Source organism: Demequina mangrovi, assembly GCF_000759715.1.
Classification (GTDB): Bacteria; Actinomycetota; Actinomycetes; order Actinomycetales; family Demequinaceae; genus Demequina; species Demequina mangrovi.
This window is the reverse complement of sequence record NZ_BBLU01000011.1, coordinates 13,780-32,787: the sequence shown is the minus strand read 5'-3', so window position 1 is coordinate 32,787 and position 19,008 is coordinate 13,780. Positions and strand designations below refer to the sequence as shown.

Here is a 19,008-nt window from a genome sequence, read left to right as displayed (position 1 = left end):
CATCGTCCCACACGCCCCGTCACGCGAAGAGCGTCTCGCCGACGAACCCTCCCTCGTCGCAGCCGGGCGGGATCGCCCACACGCCCGAGCCGATGGGCGTGGTCCACGTGTTGAGCAGGTCCGCCTCGGCGAGGCGGCGCTGCATCGGGACGTACTGCGCGTCGACGTCGCGCTGCCACGACCCGAACAGCAGGCCCACGTTGGACACCGCGGGACGTCCCGCCGCGTCGAGCGCGCCCTCCTCGACCGGATCGTCGTAGCTGAAGCCGATGCGGACGATGCCCTGGGCCGGGTCGCTCACGCGCGAGCGGGCGACGTGCGCGGCCGGGTTGATCACCGTGAAGCCGCTCGCGTCGGTCGCCTCGAGATCAACGTCGTCGCGCTCGGTGCCGCCGGTGAGGGGTGCGCCGTCGGACAGTCGCCTGCCGACCGAGTGCTCGCGGCCCTCGCGCCCCACCTCGTCCCAGCCCTCGAGGTCCATCGCGATGCGGCGCAGCACCAATGACGTGCCGCCGCGCAGCCATGCGGGGGAGTCGTCCCCCGCCCACACCGCGGCGTCGAAGTCCGCGCTGCCGGGCTTGGGTGTGGTCGAGCCGTCGACCTGCCCGAAGAGGTTGCGCATCGTCGTGCCCGCCGCGTCGGAGCCGTATGCGCGGCGGAAGCCGCTCTGACGCCACCGCAGCGTCGCGAACGCGCGCGAGTCGCGCACGAGCATGCGGGCGAGGTGCGAGATCGCGGTCGGGTCGTCGCCGTGGAGCAGCACCACGAGGTCGCCGTCGGACCACCGGTCCTCGAGCGCGTCGATCTGCGGGAACGCGGGCAGCGGGCCCAGCCAGGCCGGCTCCTCGGCCCCGGTGCGGCGCACGGCCTCGCGGCCGAGCCCGAACGTCGCGGTGAGGCCCGCGGGACGGACCGCGAGCTCGGGCTCGAGGTCGGCGAGCGCGCCGCGGCCCTGCGTGATCCGCGCGGCGTCGTCCGAGAGCAGTCGCAGCCACGCGCGCAGCCGCTCGCGGTCCGTGGAGTCGAGCAGGTCGAAGGCGAGGTACGTGGCGTACGCGCCCGGCGCCGACGTCACGCCCGCCTGGTGCGCTCCGTGGAAGGGCACGATGCGCTCGCCGTTGATCCCCGCGGTGTCCGCGGCGGGCTCGGTCGCCGAGCCCGGGAGCAGACCCGCGCGCTCCGCGCCGAGGGTGACGGCGGCGCCCGCGCCGGCGGCGGCCCCTCCGAGAAGGAGCCGCCGCCGGCTGACGCCGGTGCGATCGGTGGCGCCCATGATCAGTGCGAGTGCTCCGCGGTCGCCTCGTCGGAGGACATGTCCATGTCCTCGCCGTCCCTCTCGTGGTACTCCTCGTTGCCGCCGTCGAAGTCCTTGGCGGTCGCGGTGAAGTCGACGGTCCCGCCGTCGGACAGCTCGAGGGTGATCTCGACCTCGTCGCCGGCCTCGATGGCCTCGGGGAGCTCGACGATCATGATGTGGAAGCCGCCGGGCTCGAGCACGAGCTCGCCGTGGGCAGGGACGACCATGCCGTCGCCGAGCTCCTGCATCGCGCCGTCGACCACCTCGTGGAGCTCGAGGGCCGGGTACTGCGGGGAGGTGGCGGCGACGACGGTGACGTCCTCGTCCGTGGTGTTGGCGAGGACGCCGAAGGCCGCGGACATCATGTCCTCGGTGGTGGCGGTCTTGACCCACGGGTCGGTGACGGCGAGAGCGGCATCGGCGCTCGCGGCGTCGGAGGCGCAGCCGGCGAGCCCGGCGGTGGCGAGGGCGACCGCGGCGGTCGCAAGAAGACGGGGACGGGTGAACATGACTCTCCTGTGATGGTGGTGCGCGCGCGTGCGCCGGCACGTCGGCGCGCGGGTGTGCCTGAACGGGGTGCGAGCGAGGCTCGCGGGTGACGCGGTTCAGGCGGTCACGGGAGGGGCGCGTCCCGAGGGCACGGCGAGCGCGACCGCGCGCACCAGGCGCGGGCCCTGGGCGGCGGGCACGATGCGGGGCGCGGGGGACGGGGCCGCCGCGGGGCGGAGCCGGAGCGCCGCGACGAGAGCGTCGAGCGCGAGCGCGACGATGCCAGCGAGGGCTCCAAGGACCGTGTCTGCGGCGCGGATCCCCACGTAGGTGGCCGCGCCCGCGATCGCGTGCGCGACCGGCATCGCGCCGTGCGCATGCACCGCGGCGCCGTCGAGCGTGCCGGCGAGGGCCGCCGCATCGTGACCTGCGTGGCCGCCGAGGCCCGTGGGCTCGGACGCGCCGAGCGAGAACGTCGTGTGGAGCGCGACCTGGCTCGCGGCGACCACGACGGCGAGCCGCCAGCGGCCGAGCGGCCGTCCGGCGAGCTGCGCCGCGATCGCGAAGGCCGCCGCGAGGGGCGCCGCGACCGCGAGCAGCGAGGGCGCCTCGCCGCCGGCGAGCATGTGCATCCCGAGCGCGGACAGCGTCGACAGCGCGGCCGCGCCTCCGGCGCGACCCAGCCTCGACATGCCCTCGCTCACGGCGTCGATTCTCGCACGCACCGGGACCGAGGTCCCACGGTGTTCCGCGCACCCGCCGCGGTGGGGGAGGATGGTGCGCCATGAGCGATGAGACGCCCACGGACGCGAAGGTGCGTCCCGACCACCAGCGTTGGAACTACAACATCCACTACATGCAGCCGCTCGTCGCGGCGCTTCCCGAGCACGCGCGCACGGCGCTCGATGTCGGCTGCGGCGAGGGCTACCTCGCGCGCCGCCTCGCCGCGCGCGGCCTCGAGGTCACCGGCATCGACGTCGACGCGGCCGCGATCGCGCGGGCCCGCGCGCAGGGCCACACCGTCGAGCTGCTCGACTCGACCGAGGAGGAGCCGGCGCAGTCGCCGTCGATCACGTACCGCGTGGGCGATGCGCTCGCGGAGGAGCACGGCACCTACGACGTCGTCACCGCGTCCGCGACGCTCCACCACCTCGATCTCGAGGAGGGGCTGACCTACCTGCGCGACCGCGTCGCGCCGGGCGGTCGGCTCGTCATCGTGGGCATGGCGACGCCGAACTGGCCGCAGGACCTCCCGCGCGACGTGTGGGCGACCTTCGTCGACAAGTTCCACCGCCTGTTCCGCGGCTACTGGGATCACGGCTGCGACTGCGTGTGGCCCGCGCCGCACTCGTTCAAGGACGTGCGCGCCGCCGCCGAGCGCCTGCTGCCCGGCTCCGATTACACGCGCGAGCTGCTGTGGCGCTACACGCTGACCTGGGACCGACCCTCGGACTGAGCCACCTCGAGCGTGCGCGCGATCCGGCGCACCGCCTCCTCGAGGATCTCGGGCGAGGTCGCGATGTTCATGCGCGCGTGGCCCGCGCCGCCGGTGCCGAAGTCGGTGCCGACGTTGAGCGCGAGCCTGCCGTGCGTCATGAGCGCGTGCGAGGGCACGTCGCCGAGCATCGTGCCGAAGCCGAGCCACGTGAGGTAGGTGCCCTCGGGCACCAGGTAGCCGACCTCGGGCGCGTGCGCGGCCAGCAGGTCGCGGACCAGGAGCCGGTTGCGGTCGAGGCCCGCGAGCATGCCCTCGAGCCACTCGCCGCCCTCGCGGTACGCCGCGATCTGCGCGATCGCGCCCAGGTGGCTCGGGCCGTGGTGCTTGCCGTGCGCGAAGGAGTCGAAGCCGGCCGCCTCGGGTCCGCCGACCATGAGCGCGGCCGGCATCGCCGGCAGGTTCCACGCCTTCGACGCCGCGTGGAGCGCGACGCCCGTCGGGTCGACGTCGAGGTAGGGCGCGAACTCGTGGGGCGCGTAGACGATGGGCGCGTGGATCTCGTCAGAGACCACCGGCACGCCGTGGCGGCGCGACAGCTCGGCCACGGCCTCGAGCTCGGCGCGCGTGTGGACCGCGCCGCCCGGGTTGTGCGGGTTGCACAGGAGGTATCCCGCGCGGCGCCCGCCCGCGGTCGCGAGCTCCATGGCGCGGTCGATCGCCTCGAGGTCGAGGCGCAGGTCGGGTCCGAGCGGCGCCTCGCGCAGCACGCGTCCGGCCTGCTTGAGGTAGGCGAAGAACGGCGGGTAGACGGGCGAGTTCACGAGGATCTCGGAGCCCGGGTCGGTGACCTCGACGAGGGCGTCGACGTAGCCCATGATGACGCTCTGCACCGGCAGCACCCGCGCCGGGTCGAGACCCTCCCAAGGCCAGCGGGCGCGCGCGAAGTCGACGAAGGCGTCGACGTACGGGCCGGGGGTCGGGTAGCCCATGTCGCCGTCGCGGACCGCGCGGATCAGGGCCTCCTGGATCGGCTCGGCGAGGTCGACGTCCATCTCCGCGACCCACAGGGGCAGCACGTCCGGATCGAACTTGGTCCACTTGGCGGACGTCCGGCGGCGCAGGCGCTCGAGCGGGACGGTGAACGGGTCCACGGTCATGGGCCGAGCGTATCCGAGGCCCGCGTCGCGGGGAACGGGCTCAGCTCATCGAGCGGAGCAGGGTGTCGAGCCGCTCGAGGGGCTCGCGGAGGCGGGCCAGGCCGCCCAGGTTGAGGTACGCCGTGCGGTGGTAGTCGGACGGGAACAGGTGGCTCACCACCATCATCGTGCCCGCGGGGGAGCCGGCCATCTCGACGCGCAGCCACGTGGTGACGTCCGGGAAGATCTCGGACGTCTGCGAGAAGCGCAGCCGGGACTCCCGCTCGACGATGTCGAAGCGCCCGTAGAACGCGAAGGCGTTGCCCTCGGGGTCCATCTGCGACATCCGCCACGCGCCGCCCGGGGAGACGTCCATCTCGACCGAGCGGTTGGTGTAGCCGTGCGGAGCGAACCACTCCTGGATGTACAGCGGCTCGGTGACCGCGGTCCACACGCGCGACAGCGGGAACGGCATCCGGAGGGTGGCGACGAGGACCGGGGGCTCGGCGGGAGCCTCGACCGAGATGTCCATGTCACGCTCCTGAGCTCGACCTGGCCGCTGTGTGTTCACGTCATCAGCCTGGTAGTCGGGAGCATACCCGTCAAACGGAGCGATTCAGGCGCCTGGGCGGAGGATCCCCTTGCCGACCCTGAGCCCCTTGGCGACCTTCGAGTCGGCGCCCTGGCGCGCCTCCACCTCGTCCGCGATGCGTCCCAGCAGCGCCGCCGCCACGGGGATCGCGATCGCCATGAACAGCCATCGTCCGAACCTGCGTCTCATCCGTGCACCTCCGTGCAGGCCAACGCGCTCGCGGCGCAGGACCTTCCCGGCCGAGCGTAGCGTGAGGCGCGTGAGCACCTCGCGGAGCACCGTCGACCACCTGCTCGAGCAGCTCGAGCCGCTTCCGGTGCGCGTCCGGGCGATGTTCGGCGAGTACGGGCTCTACTGCGACGAGCGCTTCGTCGGCGTGGTGTGCGACGACGTCCTCCACCTCAAGCCGACCGCGGCCACCGAGGGCCTGGCGGAGGGCTCCCCGTACCCGGGCGCCAAGCCGCATCGCATCGTCGGCGCGGACGCCGTCGAGGACCCGGCGCTGCTGCAGCGGCTGGTCGCCGGGACCGCGGAGGCGCTGCCCGCGCGCCGACGGTGACGCGCGGGCAGGCGGTGGAGGTGCGTCAGCGCTGCTCGGAGTCCGCGGTCGGGGAGACGAAGCCGGCGTGAGCCGCCTCGGCGGCCGCGGCCTCCAGGCGCTTCGAGGCGCGCAGGCTCGTCACGGTGGTGATCGCGAGCACGCCGACGATCACCACGAGCGACAGCACGGTCGGGATGGTCGGGACACCGGGCCACACGCCGTGCGCCCAGTGCAGCACCAGCTTGACGCCGATGAAGCCGAGGATGACCGACAGGCCGTAGCCCAGGTGGACCAGCTTCGACAGGGCGCCCTCGAGCACGAAGTACAGCGCGCGCAGGCCCAGCAGCGCGAAGGCGTTGGTCGCGAACACGAGGTACGGGTCCGCGGTGATGCCGTAGACGGCCGGGACCGAGTCGACCGCGAAGACGATGTCGGTGAAGATGATCGCCGCCATCACCAGCGCGAGCGGGGTCAGGGCGCGGCGGCCGTTGCGGATGACGGTGGCCTTGGTGCCCTCGTACTCGCCCGTGACGGGGAAGAACCGGCTCATCAGCTTGACGATGCGCATCTGCTCGGGGTCGATCTCCTCGTCCTCCTCGCTGCGCGCGTCGCGGAAGACCTTGACCGCGGTCGCGAGGAGGATCGCGCCGAAGAGCAGGAAGGTCCAGTCGAAGGTCGCGATGAGGCCCGCGCCGAGAGCGATGAAGAGGCCTCGCAGCACGATCGCGCCGGCGACGCCGAACAGCAGCACGCGCTGCTGGAGCATCCGCGGCACCGCGAAGGCGCTGAGGATGAGGATGAAGACGAAGAGGTTGTCGACCGAGAGCGACTTCTCGACGATGTAGCCCGTGTAGTACTTCACGCCGATGTCGGAGCCGTGCGCGGCCCACACCCAGCCGCCGAAGGCCAGCGGGATCGCGATGTAGAACGCGGTCCAGCCGAGCGCCTCCTTGAAGGAGACCTCGTGCGGCTTGCGCGTGATGACGAAGTCGAAGATCAGCAGGCCGATCACGGCGACGATGGTGCCGATCCACAGGCCGGGTGTGGCGATCGTGTGCAGCGCGGCCTCGGTGGTCGAGGTCTCGAGCATGAGCGGGGACATGGGTCTCCTCAGGTACGGCGAAGTCCTGAGGTCTCCTTCGCCGCTGGTGCGGCGCCCGCCCGGGAGGATCCACGAAGATCTCGTATTGACCGGAACGGGGCTTGAGAAGTACTCCCCTCGGGGGTCAAGAGTAGAGGATCACCTCCCCCTCCCGACACTCCGAACGGAAAAGGATCCGACACGCCGGGTCGCGGACGATGTGGACGTGTCCGGGCCGGCGTGTCGCCTCGAGATCCGTTCTGAGTGTCACGACGGGATCAGAGCAGCGCGCGGAAGGCCGCCGCCGCGCGGGAGGGCGCGTCCGGGTCGAGGCCGAGGAACAGGCTCGGCTCGGTCAGCTCGAGCTCGAGGACCACGGGTCCCGCGGCCGTGGGGAGCAGGTCCACGCGCACGTAGGCGAGCCCGGGGTGGCCGAGCGACGGCAGCGCCGCGACGAGCCGGTCGCCGACCTCGCGCTCGGACGCCGTCGGCACGGTCGGATCGATCTCCTCCTCGGCGTAGAGGCCCGAGTCGAAGGACATCTCGCGGGACAGGATCGCGCCCTTGCGCGCGGCGTGGGAGAAGCGTCCGCCCAGGTAGACCAGCGCGGTCTCGCCGGCGGTGTCGACCTCCGCGAGGTACGGCTGGAGCATCGCGACCTTGCCCTGCGCGTGCAGGGCGCGGACGTGCGCGAGCGCGCCCGCGGCGTCGCCGTCGAAGAGCAGCGCGCCGTTCGAGCCCGCGCCGACCGACGGCTTGACCACGAGGTGCCCGTCGAGGGCGACCACCGCATCGTCCGGCACCTCCGTGCCCGGCGCGACGAAGGTGGTCGGCACCACGGGGAAGCCCGCGGCGGCGAGGTCCGCGAGGTAGCGCTTGTCGGTGTTCCACTCGACCGTCGCGACCGGGTTGAGCAGCCGCGTGACGGACGAGGCGCGGCGCGCCCACGCGAGGAAGGTCGCGACGTCGTCGTGGTAGTTCCAGGTGCTGCGCAGGATCGCGACGTCGAACGCGGCCCAGTCCACCGACGGGTCGTCCCAGGCGACCAGCGAGGCCTCGGGCAGGTGGGGGAGCAGCAGCAGCTCGTCGGCGTCGGGAGCGGCGAGCTCGCGCGTGGTGACGAGGGCGATCCGGGGTGCCATGGGGCTCAACCTAGCGGCGGACCCGGGACCTCCCGGGCGGACCGCGCGCGTGAGCGATCTCACGGGGGTCGGGCCGCGTGCCGTGCGGGCGCGTGCCGCGGGCGCGGCTACCCTCGCGGACAGGAGGTGCACATGTCGCGCTGGAGCCAGGCCGTGGCGTGGATCGCGGGGATCGCCGCAGGCGGCGGCATCGCGTACACCGCGTACCTCACGGTCGAGCCCATCGTCCTCGTCGAGAGCACGGCCGCGCCCGCGCCGGCGGCGTCCGTCTCGCCCAGCGCCTCGGCATCGCCCTCGCCCGCGCCGACGGCCATCGCCGGGGACTGCTCGTGGGACCGCCTGCCGGAGGACCTGCGACCCGCGGTGCTCGAGGACGAGCCGGAGGGGCTGCCCGAGGCGCGCGGCATGACCGACGCGGTGTGGGGCTGCGTCGGCGAGGGCTGGGCCGTCGAGGTGCACTCCGCGGACGGCGACAGATGGCGCGCGGGCGGCACGGCGCAGGCGCTCTACCTCGCCGCCCCCGACGGCGACCTGCTCAAGCTCTTCGATCTGCGCACCGACGTCGAGGTGGTGCTGCTCGAGGCCGACCTCGACGCGCGGCTCGCGTGGACAGCGCGCGTCTCGGACGCCGACGCCTACCAGGTGGTCGAGATCGAGCTCGAGACCGGACTGGTGATCGACGACTGGGGCGGGGACGCGATCCCGGCGCTCCAGCGCTTCGTGAGCGAGGACCAGGTGACCTCGGTCGCGCCGCTCGACGCGTTCGGCGGCGACGGCACGCTGTGGGCGGGCTACTCCGCCACCGGGACCCTCCAGTCGCTCTTCGTGCGCGAGGAGGGCGCGGAGTTCCGCGGGCTCGGCGCCCAGAAGGCGGTCGACAGCCTCCTCGCGCAGGACGGCGTCAACGGCCTGGGCGAGGCGGGCGACGAGGTGTGGCTCGACCGCGACGGGACCGTCGCGATGATCCTGGTGCAGGAGGCCTACGAACCCGCGAGCGATCCGGACGCGAAGGACCTCACCCGCGCGCAGAAGCGCCGCGCCGCCGCATGGCGCACGGGCGGCGGGACATGGGTGGTGGTCGACCTCGTGACCGACCAGTGGCGCCTCGCCGAGGCGCGCCTTCCCGACGGGCTGTGCCGCGCCGCGGCCGGCACCTACATCCCCGGCACCTACGAGGATCCGGGCGACCTCCAGGTCTACTGCCTCGAGGGGGTCGACGACGACGAGGTGTACCGCCTGTCGCTCGACGCCGACGCGGTGGCCCGCACCGAGGCGGGCCCGTGATGCCGGGGGCCGTCGCATGAGGGTGCTCGTCGTCGAGGACCATGCCGTGCTCGCGCGCGAGGTGGCGACCGGGCTGCGTCGCGACGGGCTCGCGGTCGACGTCGCGCGCGACGGCGAGGAGGCGCTCGACAAGGCGCGGGTCAGCGCGTACGACGTCGTGGTGCTCGACCGCGACCTGCCGCGCGTGCACGGCGACGATGTGTGCCGCACCCTGGTCGCGCAGGAGCCCGCGCCGCGCGTCCTCATGCTCACGGCCGCCGGCTCGCTCGAGGACATCGTCGAGGGGCTCGGCCTGGGCGCCGACGACTACCTCGCCAAGCCCTTCGCCATGGTCGAGCTCATCGCCCGCGTGCGCACGCTCGGCCGCCGCGGAGGCGCCGCCCCCCGACCCCGCGTGAGCATCGGCGGGCTCGAGATCCGCCCCGACGAGCACGCGGTGACGCGCGACGGGCGTCCGGTCGCGCTCTCGCCCAAGGAGTTCGGCGTGCTCGAGGTCCTCGCGGCCCAGCCGGGCCGCGTCGTGTCCGCCGAGACGCTGCTCGAGAAGGTCTGGGACGAGTACGCGGACCCGCTGACCAACGCCGTGCGGGTGACGATGGTGACGCTGCGCCGCAAGCTCGGCGAGCCGGCGCTCATCGAGACGATCAAGGGCGTGGGCTACGTGCTCCGCGCCGACGGGGACGCGTGACGTGACCATCCGCGTCAAGCTCACGGCGATGTTCGCGCTGCTGTTCGTGGTGCTCGCGGGCGTGCTGGTGACCACCGCGTACCTGTTCGTCGCGAGCGCGACCACCCCCGAGGCGCAGCAGGCCGACCGCCAGCAGCTCCTCGAGGAGGCGCTCGCGGACCAGGGGCTCGAGATCCCCGAGCCCGCGGGCGGGCCCAGCCCGATGCCCTCGGGAGGCCCCGGCGACGCGATCGGACAGGCGCTCACCGACATCGCCGCGCAGGCGCGTGCGAACGTGCTCAACGACCTCCTCACCCGGTCGCTGCTGGCCTTCGCGCTCTCCGCCGTGGTGGCGGTGGCGCTCGCGTGGTGGCTCGCGGGTCGCGTGCTGCGGCCGGTCGACCGGATCGCGCGGGCCGCCTCGACGCTGTCCGAGCGCACGCTCGACCGCCGCCTGCCCGAGGACGGCCCCGACGACGAGTTCGGACGCCTCAGCCGCGCGTTCAACGGGATGCTGGCGCGCCTCGAGGCGGCCTTCGACGCGCGCCAGCGCTTCGCCGCCGATGCGTCGCACGAGCTCCGCACCCCGCTCGCCGTGCTGCGCGCCTCCGCGGACAACGTGCTGTCGCTGTCGCGCCCGTCGAAGCAGGCGCGCGAGCTCGCGGAGGAGGTCGAGATCCAGGTGGAGCGCGCCGACTCGCTCATGTCGAGCCTGCTCACGCTCGCGCGCGCCGACGACGTGATCCACACCCGGGAGGCCGTCGACCTCGCGGACGTGGCCGCCGACGTCGTGTCCGCCGCCTCCCCTCGTGCGACCGAGCTGGGCGTCGCGATCGACCTCGAGATCGAGGACGCGCCGGTGCTCGGCGACCCGGTGCTGCTCGAGCGGCTGGTCGCCAACCTCCTCGACAACGCGCTGCGCTACAACCTGCCCGAGCAGGGCTGGGTGCGCTGCCGCGTCCGCGGCGAGGACGGCCACGCGCTCGTCGAGATCGCGAACTCGGGGCCGGAGCTCGAGGCCGGGGACATCCCGGCGCTGTTCCGCCGCTTCTCCCGCGGCGGGCAGCGCTCCGAGGTCGCGGGCCACGGGCTCGGGCTGCCCATCGTCGCGCGCGTCGCGCAGGTGCACGAGGGTGCGGTGGACGCCCGGCCGGGGAGCGAGGGCGGGCTCAGCGTGCGCGTCTCGCTGCCGCTGCGGCCGTCGGCCTGAGCCCTCAGGCCTCCTCGGGCTGCAGGGCCTCCTCGGCGTCCCGCCGCGCGCGCATGGCCGCGAGAGCCGGGCGGGTGAGCGTCGCGGTCCCCGACACGACCGAGCTGAGGGACCGGCCGTCGCGGCGCGCGACCGCGACCAGCATCTCCGCGAGCAGGATCGCCGGGAGCAGCGCGGGCACCAGCGCCCACGGCAGCCAGCGCGTGGCCCACCGCGCGATCAGGCGGCCGGCGGGCGGCGGATCGGCGCTGCCGAGCCGCGCCGGCGCGACGTTGAGCAGCAGCTCGCCGGGGGTCGCGCGGTCGCGCGTCAGCAGCATCGGCAGGAGCGTCGCCGCCGCGGCCGCGAGGACGTCGATGGTGATCTCGATCCACGGCGCCCCGACCACCTCCTGCGCGCGCTCGAGCGTCGCGGACCGGGCGATCACCGCCTGCACCGTGGCGGCGGAGGCGAGCGTGAGGCCGGCGACCAGCACCACGTCCGCGAGCACCGCGACGGCGCGGCGGGTGCGGGTGGGCGGGTCGAGGTCGGGGACCGGGACCGGGCTCGCGAAGCTCGCGCGGGCGAGCAGCACCGACGCGAGCGCCCCGAGGGTGCCGCCCGCGGTGTTGAGCAGCACGTCGCCGAGGTCGAGCGTGCGGTAGGGGCACGGGTACATGCCGAAGACCCCGGTGCCCTGCGTGAGCTCGATCGCGAGCGAGGTCCCCGCGGAGACGAACGCGATGCGTCCGACGCGCCAGCGCGCGACCTGATGGAGGAACAGCCCGAACGGCACGAAGAGCAGCACGTTGAGCACCGCGAAGCGGACCATCCAGCCGTCCAGCGCGGACAGGATGCCGCGCCGCTCAACCGCGTGCACGACCTGGGTCAGCTGCGCGAACGGGTCGAGCACCCACCGGTCGGTCATCCCCGCGGTCGAGCAGTCGAGGGTCCCCGGCTCCGGCAGCGGGAAGAGCGTGAAGGCCGCGAGAGCCGAGGCGGATCCGAGCAGCGCCACCGCGCACACCAGCGGCCACGCATGCAGGCGTCCGTAGCGGCGCACCACCACCCCGAGCGCGGGGAGCATCGCGACGGGCAGCACCGCGACCGTGAGCACGGCGGTGATGGCGGTGTCGATGCGGAGGTCGGGCCCCATGGATGAACCCTACGAGAGACGACCCTGGCCCGGACATGATCCGGCGCCGGCGCCCCAGGGGGAGGGAGCGGGGCACCGGCGCACGGAATAGGGTGCGGCTCGGGCGACCAAGTCCCCGGATGATCGCCCGAGCCACGGGTGTTCGGGCGGCTTCGCTGCCGCCCACGTTCTGTTGTGTCTTCGACGATAGGCGGCGCCGGAACCCGACCTCGGGGACCTTGGTCCCCTCTTTTCCCAGGTTCAGAGATGAGGCGGCGTGGGCGGCTGCTCGACCGGCACGTCGCGCTCGGACGGCGGCGGCGCATCGTCCTCGCCCGCCTCGTCCCCCCGCTCGGTGCTGCGCTTGAGGATGCCCGCGCTCGCCAGGACGAATACCAGGGCGAGCGCCGCGCCGGCGGCGGAGACCCCCAGTCCGGCGCGCGCGCCGGAGGCGTCCACCAGGCCGCCCGCGAACCACGCGCCGAAGGCCACGCCCACGCCCATGCCGATGCGCAGCCACGCCATGCCCTCGGTGATCTGGTGCCGCTTGACCACGCGCTGCACCACGGTGTCGGCGTTGGTCATGGTCGGCGCGATCGTGAGGCCGGCGAGGAAGCCGAGCAGCGCGAGCACGATGACGTTCGGCGACAGCGCGAGCACGCCGAAGCCGACTGTCATGGCGAGGGCGCCGAGCACCGTGCGCAGCCACAGCGGCATGGTCCAGTGGCGTGCGCCGTAGAGCAGGCCGCCCAGGAGCGAGCCGCCGGACACGATCGCGAGGATCACGCCGGAGAGCGTCTGGTGGCCGGCCTCGTCCGCGAAGGCCACGACGGAGATGTCGAAGGCGCCGAACATCGCGCCGATGCCGAGCGTCACCAGCGAGACGGCGAGCACCGCGGGCGGGAGGCGGAAGCCGAGGGAGTCGGCGTCGGTCCCGGCATGAGGCGCGGGCTCGGTCCCGGTCTGCGCGAGCAGGATCGTCATGCCGATGACGAGCGCGACGAGGCACACCACCACGCCCAGCGGAGGCCACACCAGCGTCGCGAGGATGGTCGCGAGCGCGGGTCCGGTGATGAAGAGCACCTCGTCGAGCGCCCCCTCGAGGGCGAAGGCGGTGTGGATGTCGCGGTCGGAGTCCAGCAGATGCGACCAGCGGGCGCGCGTGAGCGAGCCGAGCGGGCCCTGGAACGAGGCGATGGCGACCGACACCCACAGCAGCCACTCGGGCCCGTGGGACATCGCGGTGACGACGGCCATGACCGCGCCGACCACGAAGATCGCGGTGAGGGGGATCATCGCGGCGCGCTGGCCGATGCGGTCGACCAGCCGCGCGGTCGGGACGGTCTGAGCCGCCCACATGAGCGTGCCGATCGCGGCGACGCGTCCCGCCATCGCGTAGCTGTCGTACTGCAGCTGCACCATGAGGATGATCGAGATGTTGAACATCGAGATGGGCAGGCGTGCGAGCAGGCCCGCGAACGCGAAGGCCTTCGCGCCGGGGTGGGACAGGATTCCGCGGTAGGTGTCGAGCACGTCCGCCATGGTCCCACCAGCGGCGACGCGGCGCCGACCCGGAGGTCAGCCGGTGCGGTCGTCGAGCGTGCCGGGGCCGCCCTCGGAGCCACGCGGCGGCGGCAGGTGCGACTCGTGCCTGCGGCGGCGGTCCTGGAGCACCAGCGCGGTCGCGCCGCCGATGATGACGAGCGCGCCCGCGATCACCGCCAGCCACTTGAGCAGCGGGCCCCAGTCGTGCTCCGTGGTCGCGCCGCCCACGATCCGGATGGTGTCCGCGGCGAGCAGGTCCGACAGCCCGAGCGTCACCGTGTTGCCCACGATCTCGCCCGCGGTGGCCTCGGTCACCAGGCCGGGGAACGTGAACGACGCCTCGATGTCCACGGCGGCGCCGAGGAGCGTGAGGTCGTCCGCGCCGGCGCCCGCGGCGGCGAGACCGCTCGCGGCGCCGGACTCGATCTGCACCACGTACGAGTCGCCCTCGCGGGTGACGGACGAGGCGCCTCCCACGGGTGCCGCGCCGCCCGCGTCGGCGAGCTCGTCGATCGGGATGCCCGTGAGCTCGATCTCGACCCCCTCGAGCCCGTCCTCGTCCTCGTAGGGCTCGACCGAGACCGAGCCCGGGTGGGCCTCCTCGAGGGGTGCGAGCCCCTCGCGCATCGTCTCCGGGTCGAGCAGCGCGTCGAGGCCGTCGAGCACGTCGGCGTCCGCGCCCTCGGGGAGCTCGGTGCCCTCGGGCAGGTCGAGATCGCCCAGCTGATCGAGCTGCTGGCCGAACGCCGTCCGCGCCTGGCTCGTCATCGCGATGACGGTGTGCTGGGAGAGGGTGTCCTCGTCAGAGAAGGTGGTCGCGGCGGTGACCCGCACGCAGCCCGTGAGGGCGAACGCTGCGATCGCCAGCGCGGCCGCGGTCCTTCTCATCGAGCATTGTCCTCCTCAGGACCCGTGCCCTCGACGGGGCCCTCCTCGATCGTAGCCTCGGGGGTCGGGAGCTCGACGGTCGGCGCGATCGGCTCGGTGACCGGCGCGTCCTCCCCGGCGGTCGGCGCGGGGGCGAAGGTCTCGACCTCCGGCTCGACGGCGGCGTCCTCGCCCTCCGTCGCCGCGTCCTCCGACGAGCGGCGACGCGTGACGATGATGACGGCGGCCGCCGCGCCCGCGAGCACCACGGCGCCGATCACGGCCCACAGCCACACGGGAAGCCCCGAGCCGCCGGCCGTGGCGGCGCCTCGCGCGCTCATCGGCTCGGTCTGGGTGAGGAGGTCCCACGTCACCGTGGTGCCCTCGAGCGTGCCGTTGTGCTCGGACACCTCGCCGGGGAACGTGACCGCGAGGGTCATCGTCGCGCCGGTGAGCATGCTCATGTCCTCGCCGCCGGTGTCGAACTCGCCGCCGACCACGAACTCGTCGCCCTCGCGGACGATGGTGATCCCCTCGTCCTCCTCGGAGATCTCGCTCAGCGGCTGGCCCGTGAACGTCACGGTGGTGCCGGCGAACTCGCCGTCGTCGTAGGGCTCGACCGAGCCGCCCTCGATGTCCTCGAACGAGCCCTCGGCGTCGAGCTCCGCGAGCAGGTCCTCGTCGGACATGCCCATCGCCTCGCCGACGCCCTTCTGGATCGCCATGACGATCGAGCCGTCGACGGTGTCGTCCTCGTGGAGCGTGAAGCTCATCTCCATCTTGAGGCAGCCGGACAGGGTCAGCGTGGCCACGACGGCCAGCGCGAGCGTGCGGAGGGTTCTCGACATGGCGGACACCCTGCCAGACCAGGCCCGATGGCGCCAGCCCCAGTTGTGGGGCCGGGGACTCAGCCCTCGAGGGCCTCCGCCACCACCTCGCGCGCCGCCGCCTGGACCTCGCCCAGGTGCGACTCGGACACGAAGGACTCCGCGTAGATCTTGTAGACGTCCTCGGTGCCGGACGGGCGCGCGGCGAACCACGCATCGTCCGTGGTCACCTTGAGGCCGCCGATCTTCGCGCCGTTGCCCGGCGCCGCCGTGAGCTTCGCGGTGACGGTCTGGCCGGCGAGGGTGGTCGCGGGGACCTTCTCGGGCGAGAGGGCGCCCAGCCTGGCCTTCTCCTCCTTGGTGGCGGCGGCGTCGACGCGTGCGTACCAGCTCTCGCCCAGGCGGTCGGTGAGGCCCCGGTGCAGCGCCGAGGGCGACTTGCCGGTGGTCGCGATGATCTCCGACGCGAGCAGCGACAGGATGATGCCGTCCTTGTCGGTCGACCATACGCGGCCGTCGCGGCGCAGGAACGAGGCGCCCGCGGACTCCTCGCCGCCGAACGCGATGTCGCCGCTCAGCAGGCCGGGCACGAACCACTTGAAGCCCACCGGGACCTCGACCACCTCGCGGCCGATGTCCCTGCCGACGCGGTCGATGAGGCTCGAGGAGACCAGCGTCTTGCCGATGCGCGCGTGCGCGGGCCACTGCGGGCGCGCGCCTCCGTAGAGGTACGAGATCGCGGCGGCGAGGTAGTGGTTGGGGTTCATCAGCCCGCCGTCGCGGGTGACGATGCCGTGGCGGTCCGAGTCGGCGTCGTTGCCGGTGGCGACGTCGTACGGGCTGTCCGCGCCGGCCATGAGCGTGCGCAGGCTCGCCATCGCGGACGGCGACGAGCAGTCCATGCGGATCTTGCCGTCCCAGTCGAGGGTCATGAAGGACCAGGCGGGGTCGACCTTGGGGTTGACCACGGTGAGGTCGAGCTTGAACTCCTCGCCGATCGCGCCCCAGTAGTCCACCGCGGCGCCGCCCAGCGGGTCCGCGCCGATGCGCACGCCGGTCTTCCTGATGGCGTCGAGGTCGATCACCGAGGGGAGGTGGTCGAGGTAGAGGTCGAGGAAGTCGAAGCCCTGCGTGGTGTCCGCCGCGAGCGCCGGCTTGAGCTGGAGGCGGGGGACCTGCTTCCAGCCGCCCGCGAGCAGCTCGTTCGCGCGGTCGGCGATCCAGCCGGTCGCATCGGTGTCCGCGGGTCCGCCGTGGGGAGGGTTGTACTTGAAGCCGCCGTCGCGCGGCGGGTTGTGGGAGGGCGTGATGACGATGCCGTCGGCGAGGCCCTTCCCGGAGGTGCGCAGGCCGGTCTCGGACACGGCGCCGTTGGCGACCAGGATCGCGAGCGAGACCGCGGGGGTGGGGGTGAAGCCGTCGCGCGCGTCGATCCGCACCTCGACGCCCGCCGCCGCGAGCACCTCGAGCGCGGTCTCCTGGGCGGGGCCGGACAGCGCGTGCGTGTCCTTGCCCATGAACAGCGGGCCGTCGATGCCCTGGTCGCGGCGGTACTCGACGATCGCGGCGGTGATCGCCACGATGTGCGCCTCGTTGAACGCGGCGTCGAACGCGCTGCCGCGATGCCCCGACGTGCCGAAGGCCACGCGCTGCGAGGCGACCGTGGGATCCGGAATCCTGTCGTAGTACTCACCCAGGAGGGCGTCGATGTCGATGAGGTCTTCAGGAAGGGCGATGGTGCCGGCGCGCTCGTGCATGAGGCCTACTCTTCCACGCCGGTCCGGCGCGTGCCAGGGTCCGGACGATGCCACGGGCAGGTAAGGGGGAGGCAAAGAGTGGTACCTGATCGAGTCACAGGCAACTAGGCTGGTCGACGTGTCCACAGCCGAGGGTTCCGACCGGAGCAGCGCCTCGAGAGAAGCGCTCGCCCGCGCACGCCTGCGCCGTGCGCGCGGCCGCATGGCCGTGCCCGCCGCGCATGCCGGCCCGTCGGTGGCCGCGCTCATCGTCGCGCACGACCAGGCACGACGCATCGCGGCCACCGTGCGCGCCGCGCTCGCGATCCCAGGTGTGGACCTCGTGCTGGTCGTGGACGACGCCTCGACCGACAACACGCAGGAGCTCGCGCGTCGCGCCGGCGCGGTGGTGGTCCGCCACTCGCACATCCGCGGCCGCTCCGCCGCGGTGGAGACGGGCGCCTCGGTCATCGCGATGCGCGACGAGCCGGATCGCCCGCCCCGCGCGATCCTCATCCTCGACCCCAACCTCGGGCACTACGCGATCGGCGCGGCCCCGCTGGTGCCCGCGGTCCTCGAGGGCGTGTGCGACCTCGCGGTCGCGCTGACGGACTCGCAGTCCCTCGCGCCCGGCGTGCCCTCGAAGATCGCGCGCACCGCGGTCGAGAAGGCCACCGGCTGGTCCCCGCGCCAGCCGCTCGGGCGCATCCGGTGCCTCACCCGCGAGGCCCTCGAGATCGCGATGCCGCTCGCGCGCGGCAACGGGCTCGAGGTCGCCATGACCCTCGACGTGCTGCACGCGGGTCTCGCGATCACCGAGGTGGAGTGCGAGATCCGGCACAAGGGCCCCTCGATCGAGGACCGCACCCCGGTGGGCCGCGCCAATCGCTACCGTGAGGTGCTGACGGTGGTCAGCTCGCGGCGCATCCGCTCCCGGATGCAGTCGACGCGGGCCTCCGTGGGCAACCGCCTCCGGCCGGGCGACAAGGCGCCGGAGCCGGCCCCCGAGACGCCCGAGCGCGAGGAGGAGCAGTGACGCAGCCGAGGTACGCGTACCTGGGTCCGTCCGGCACGTTCACCGAGGCGGCGCTGCTCGCCATGGTCGACGCCGACGAGGTCGAGGCCGTTCCCATGATCGACGTGCCGGCCGCGCTCGCGGCGGTGCGCTCCGGCGACGTCGAGTTCGCGGTCGTCGCGATCGAGAACACCGTCGAGGGCGGCGTCACGGCCACGCTCGACACGCTGTCGCGCGGCGAGCCGCTCGTGATCCTGGGCGAGGTGGTGCTGCCCGTGTCCTTCGAGCTCGCGGTCCGGCCCGGCACCGCGCTCGCGGACGTCACGGCGGTCTCCGCGCACTCGCACGGTCTCAACCAGTGCCGTCGCTGGCTCGCGGAGACGCTCCCGGGCGCGGTGCAGATCGCCGCATCGTCCAACGCCGCCGCGGCGGAGGAGCTCGCGGCGGGCGTCGCCGGCTTCGAGGCCGCGCTCGCGCCTCCGGGGCTGGCCGCGCGGCTGGGGCTCGAGGTGCTCGAGACGGGCGTCGCGGACAACGCGCACGCCGCCACCCGCTTCGTGAAGATCGGCCGTCCCGCGGCCGTGCCCCCGGCCACCGGCGCCGACAAGACCACGCTCTCGGTGTGCCTGCCCGACGACCGCGCGGGCGCGCTGCTCGCGATGCTCGAGCAGTTCGCGGCGCGCGGGGTCAACCTCTCGCGCATCGAGAGCCGCCCGCGCTCGGACCGGCCGGGGGAGTACTCGTTCTCGGTCGACGCGCTCGCGCACATCGACGAGCCCCGCATGGCCGAGGCGCTCGTGGGCCTCAAGCGCACCAACCCGGTGGTGATCTTCCTCGGCTCGTACCCGGCCGCCACGGGCTACCCGACGCCGGTCGCCTCGGGAACCTCGGAGGAGGACTTCGCGGACGCCCGCGCGTGGGTCCAGGGTCTACGCTCCGGCCGCCACTAGGCCGCGTCGGCTCGCGCATCGTCGGCCCGTCCGCGCCGCGCGCCCAGCCTCATCCCCCCGAGTCCACCGCCACCTCG

The 19,008-nt window shown here is 73.6% G+C and carries 20 protein-coding genes; 7 read left to right on the top strand and 13 right to left on the bottom strand.

Going from position 1 to position 19,008, the window contains the following annotated elements:
* Nucleotides 1-19: 19 nt before the first annotated feature.
* The 3 genes from TR42_RS10180 to TR42_RS10170 all read right to left on the bottom strand — a co-directional run bounded on the left by TR42_RS10180 (nucleotide 20) and on the right by TR42_RS10170 (nucleotide 2,490).
* Nucleotides 20-1,273 (bottom strand): Dyp-type peroxidase, encoded by a 1,254-nt coding sequence (locus TR42_RS10180; protein WP_042215484.1) that lies wholly within the window; start codon nucleotides 1,271-1,273, stop codon nucleotides 20-22.
* A 2-nt stretch (nucleotides 1,274-1,275) separates the two neighbouring features.
* Entirely contained in the window at nucleotides 1,276-1,806 is a 531-nt protein-coding gene (locus tag TR42_RS10175; RefSeq protein WP_042215483.1) for a copper chaperone PCu(A)C, read from the bottom strand.
* A 96-nt stretch (nucleotides 1,807-1,902) separates the two neighbouring features.
* Nucleotides 1,903-2,490: a hypothetical protein gene (locus TR42_RS10170; protein WP_042215481.1), complete on the bottom strand. Its 588-nt coding sequence runs from the start codon at nucleotides 2,488-2,490 to the stop codon at nucleotides 1,903-1,905.
* A gap of 80 nt (nucleotides 2,491-2,570) precedes the next feature.
* On the opposite strand from TR42_RS10170, the gene TR42_RS10165 reads away from it, so the two are divergent.
* Nucleotides 2,571-3,242, top strand: coding sequence for a class I SAM-dependent methyltransferase (locus TR42_RS10165; RefSeq protein WP_042215547.1), 672 nt, complete (start codon nucleotides 2,571-2,573; stop codon nucleotides 3,240-3,242).
* Here the strand turns inward: TR42_RS10165 and TR42_RS10160 are convergent.
* The 3 genes from TR42_RS10160 to TR42_RS15030 form a co-directional block, all read right to left on the bottom strand.
* Nucleotides 3,209-4,381, bottom strand: a complete 1,173-nt coding sequence (locus tag TR42_RS10160; RefSeq protein WP_042215479.1) for a MalY/PatB family protein — start codon at nucleotides 4,379-4,381, stop codon at nucleotides 3,209-3,211. The genes TR42_RS10165 and TR42_RS10160 overlap by 34 nt on opposite strands.
* Nucleotides 4,382-4,421: 40 nt before the next feature.
* Nucleotides 4,422-4,892, bottom strand: coding sequence for an SRPBCC family protein (locus TR42_RS14365; protein ID WP_052405936.1), 471 nt, complete (start codon nucleotides 4,890-4,892; stop codon nucleotides 4,422-4,424).
* An 84-nt stretch (nucleotides 4,893-4,976) separates the two neighbouring features.
* Nucleotides 4,977-5,141, bottom strand: coding sequence for a hypothetical protein (locus TR42_RS15030; RefSeq protein ID WP_161786635.1), 165 nt, complete (start codon nucleotides 5,139-5,141; stop codon nucleotides 4,977-4,979).
* Nucleotides 5,142-5,211: 70 nt separating this feature from the next.
* Here TR42_RS15030 and TR42_RS10150 point away from each other — a divergent pair, with 70 nt between their 5' ends.
* On the top strand, nucleotides 5,212-5,511 hold the full coding sequence (locus TR42_RS10150; RefSeq protein ID WP_042215478.1) for a TfoX/Sxy family protein: 300 nt from the start codon (nucleotides 5,212-5,214) through the stop codon (nucleotides 5,509-5,511).
* Nucleotides 5,512-5,536: 25 nt separating this feature from the next.
* Here TR42_RS10150 and TR42_RS10145 read toward each other — a convergent pair whose 3' ends face one another.
* The gene (locus tag TR42_RS10145) at nucleotides 5,537-6,595 is read right to left on the bottom strand and encodes a TerC family protein (protein ID WP_236623426.1); all 1,059 of its coding nucleotides are present in this window, start codon (nucleotides 6,593-6,595) and stop codon (nucleotides 5,537-5,539) included.
* 257 nt (nucleotides 6,596-6,852) lie between these two features.
* Entirely contained in the window at nucleotides 6,853-7,716 is an 864-nt protein-coding gene (locus TR42_RS10140; RefSeq protein WP_042215476.1) for an ATP-grasp domain-containing protein, read from the bottom strand.
* A 132-nt stretch (nucleotides 7,717-7,848) separates the two neighbouring features.
* Between TR42_RS10140 and TR42_RS10135 the strand changes: the two genes are divergently transcribed.
* Genes TR42_RS10135 through TR42_RS10125 form a run of 3 tightly spaced genes read left to right on the top strand, consistent with a single transcriptional unit; the run spans nucleotide 7,849 to nucleotide 10,877 of the window.
* Nucleotides 7,849-9,000 (top strand): hypothetical protein, encoded by a 1,152-nt coding sequence (locus TR42_RS10135; protein ID WP_042215474.1) that lies wholly within the window; start codon nucleotides 7,849-7,851, stop codon nucleotides 8,998-9,000.
* A 16-nt stretch (nucleotides 9,001-9,016) separates the two neighbouring features.
* Nucleotides 9,017-9,688 carry a response regulator transcription factor gene (locus TR42_RS10130; RefSeq protein ID WP_042215473.1) on the top strand — a complete coding sequence of 224 codons (672 nt, stop codon included), beginning with the start codon at nucleotides 9,017-9,019 and terminating at the stop codon, nucleotides 9,686-9,688.
* Between the two features lies 1 nt (nucleotide 9,689).
* Complete coding sequence (locus TR42_RS10125) at nucleotides 9,690-10,877, top strand: sensor histidine kinase (RefSeq protein ID WP_042215471.1); 1,188 nt, start codon at nucleotides 9,690-9,692, stop codon at nucleotides 10,875-10,877.
* A gap of 4 nt (nucleotides 10,878-10,881) precedes the next feature.
* Here the strand turns inward: TR42_RS10125 and TR42_RS10120 are convergent, their stop codons facing one another.
* From TR42_RS10120 to pgm, 5 genes are all read right to left on the bottom strand, one after another.
* Nucleotides 10,882-12,012: a VanZ family protein gene (locus tag TR42_RS10120; RefSeq protein ID WP_042215469.1), complete on the bottom strand. Its 1,131-nt coding sequence runs from the start codon at nucleotides 12,010-12,012 to the stop codon at nucleotides 10,882-10,884.
* Between the two features lie 240 nt (nucleotides 12,013-12,252).
* Nucleotides 12,253-13,533 carry an MFS transporter gene (locus TR42_RS10115; RefSeq protein WP_081953311.1) on the bottom strand — a complete coding sequence of 427 codons (1,281 nt, stop codon included), beginning with the start codon at nucleotides 13,531-13,533 and terminating at the stop codon, nucleotides 12,253-12,255.
* A gap of 36 nt (nucleotides 13,534-13,569) precedes the next feature.
* Nucleotides 13,570-14,424, bottom strand: coding sequence for an LppM family (lipo)protein (locus TR42_RS10110; protein WP_042215467.1), 855 nt, complete (start codon nucleotides 14,422-14,424; stop codon nucleotides 13,570-13,572).
* The gene (locus TR42_RS10105) at nucleotides 14,421-15,251 is read right to left on the bottom strand and encodes an LppM family (lipo)protein (RefSeq protein WP_042215465.1); all 831 of its coding nucleotides are present in this window, start codon (nucleotides 15,249-15,251) and stop codon (nucleotides 14,421-14,423) included. The genes TR42_RS10110 and TR42_RS10105 overlap by 4 nt, the downstream gene beginning before the upstream one ends.
* 59 nt (nucleotides 15,252-15,310) lie before the next feature.
* Nucleotides 15,311-16,987, bottom strand: a complete 1,677-nt coding sequence (gene pgm, locus TR42_RS10100; RefSeq protein WP_042215463.1) for a phosphoglucomutase (alpha-D-glucose-1,6-bisphosphate-dependent) — start codon at nucleotides 16,985-16,987, stop codon at nucleotides 15,311-15,313.
* Between the two features lie 118 nt (nucleotides 16,988-17,105).
* Between pgm and TR42_RS10095 the strand changes: the two genes are divergently transcribed.
* A complete protein-coding gene (locus TR42_RS10095; protein ID WP_236623425.1) occupies nucleotides 17,106-18,002 on the top strand; it encodes a glycosyltransferase family 2 protein in 897 nt (298 codons plus the stop codon).
* On the top strand, nucleotides 17,999-18,931 hold the full coding sequence (gene pheA / locus TR42_RS10090) for a prephenate dehydratase (RefSeq protein ID WP_042215462.1): 933 nt from the start codon (nucleotides 17,999-18,001) through the stop codon (nucleotides 18,929-18,931). The genes TR42_RS10095 and pheA overlap by 4 nt, the downstream gene beginning before the upstream one ends.
* The last annotated feature ends 77 nt before the right edge of the window (nucleotides 18,932-19,008 follow it).

Coding starts and splice junctions, on each gene's coding strand:
- TR42_RS10135 (WP_042215474.1), top strand. CDS start 7,849: ATGTCGCGCTGGAGCCAGGCCGTGGCGTGGATCGCGGGGATCGCCGCA.
- TR42_RS10110 (WP_042215467.1), bottom strand. CDS start 14,424: ATGAGAAGGACCGCGGCCGCGCTGGCGATCGCAGCGTTCGCCCTCACG.
- TR42_RS10165 (WP_042215547.1), top strand. CDS start 2,571: ATGAGCGATGAGACGCCCACGGACGCGAAGGTGCGTCCCGACCACCAG.
- TR42_RS10175 (WP_042215483.1), bottom strand. CDS start 1,806: ATGTTCACCCGTCCCCGTCTTCTTGCGACCGCCGCGGTCGCCCTCGCC.
- TR42_RS10145 (WP_236623426.1), bottom strand. CDS start 6,595: ATGTCCCCGCTCATGCTCGAGACCTCGACCACCGAGGCCGCGCTGCAC.
- TR42_RS10140 (WP_042215476.1), bottom strand. CDS start 7,716: ATGGCACCCCGGATCGCCCTCGTCACCACGCGCGAGCTCGCCGCTCCC.
- TR42_RS10115 (WP_081953311.1), bottom strand. CDS start 13,533: ATGGCGGACGTGCTCGACACCTACCGCGGAATCCTGTCCCACCCCGGC.
- TR42_RS10105 (WP_042215465.1), bottom strand. CDS start 15,251: ATGTCGAGAACCCTCCGCACGCTCGCGCTGGCCGTCGTGGCCACGCTG.
- TR42_RS15030 (WP_161786635.1), bottom strand. CDS start 5,141: ATGAGACGCAGGTTCGGACGATGGCTGTTCATGGCGATCGCGATCCCC.
- TR42_RS10160 (WP_042215479.1), bottom strand. CDS start 4,381: ATGACCGTGGACCCGTTCACCGTCCCGCTCGAGCGCCTGCGCCGCCGG.
- pgm (WP_042215463.1), bottom strand. CDS start 16,987: ATGCACGAGCGCGCCGGCACCATCGCCCTTCCTGAAGACCTCATCGAC.
- TR42_RS10130 (WP_042215473.1), top strand. CDS start 9,017: ATGAGGGTGCTCGTCGTCGAGGACCATGCCGTGCTCGCGCGCGAGGTG.
- TR42_RS10120 (WP_042215469.1), bottom strand. CDS start 12,012: ATGGGGCCCGACCTCCGCATCGACACCGCCATCACCGCCGTGCTCACG.
- TR42_RS10180 (WP_042215484.1), bottom strand. CDS start 1,273: ATGGGCGCCACCGATCGCACCGGCGTCAGCCGGCGGCGGCTCCTTCTC.
- TR42_RS14365 (WP_052405936.1), bottom strand. CDS start 4,892: ATGGACATCTCGGTCGAGGCTCCCGCCGAGCCCCCGGTCCTCGTCGCC.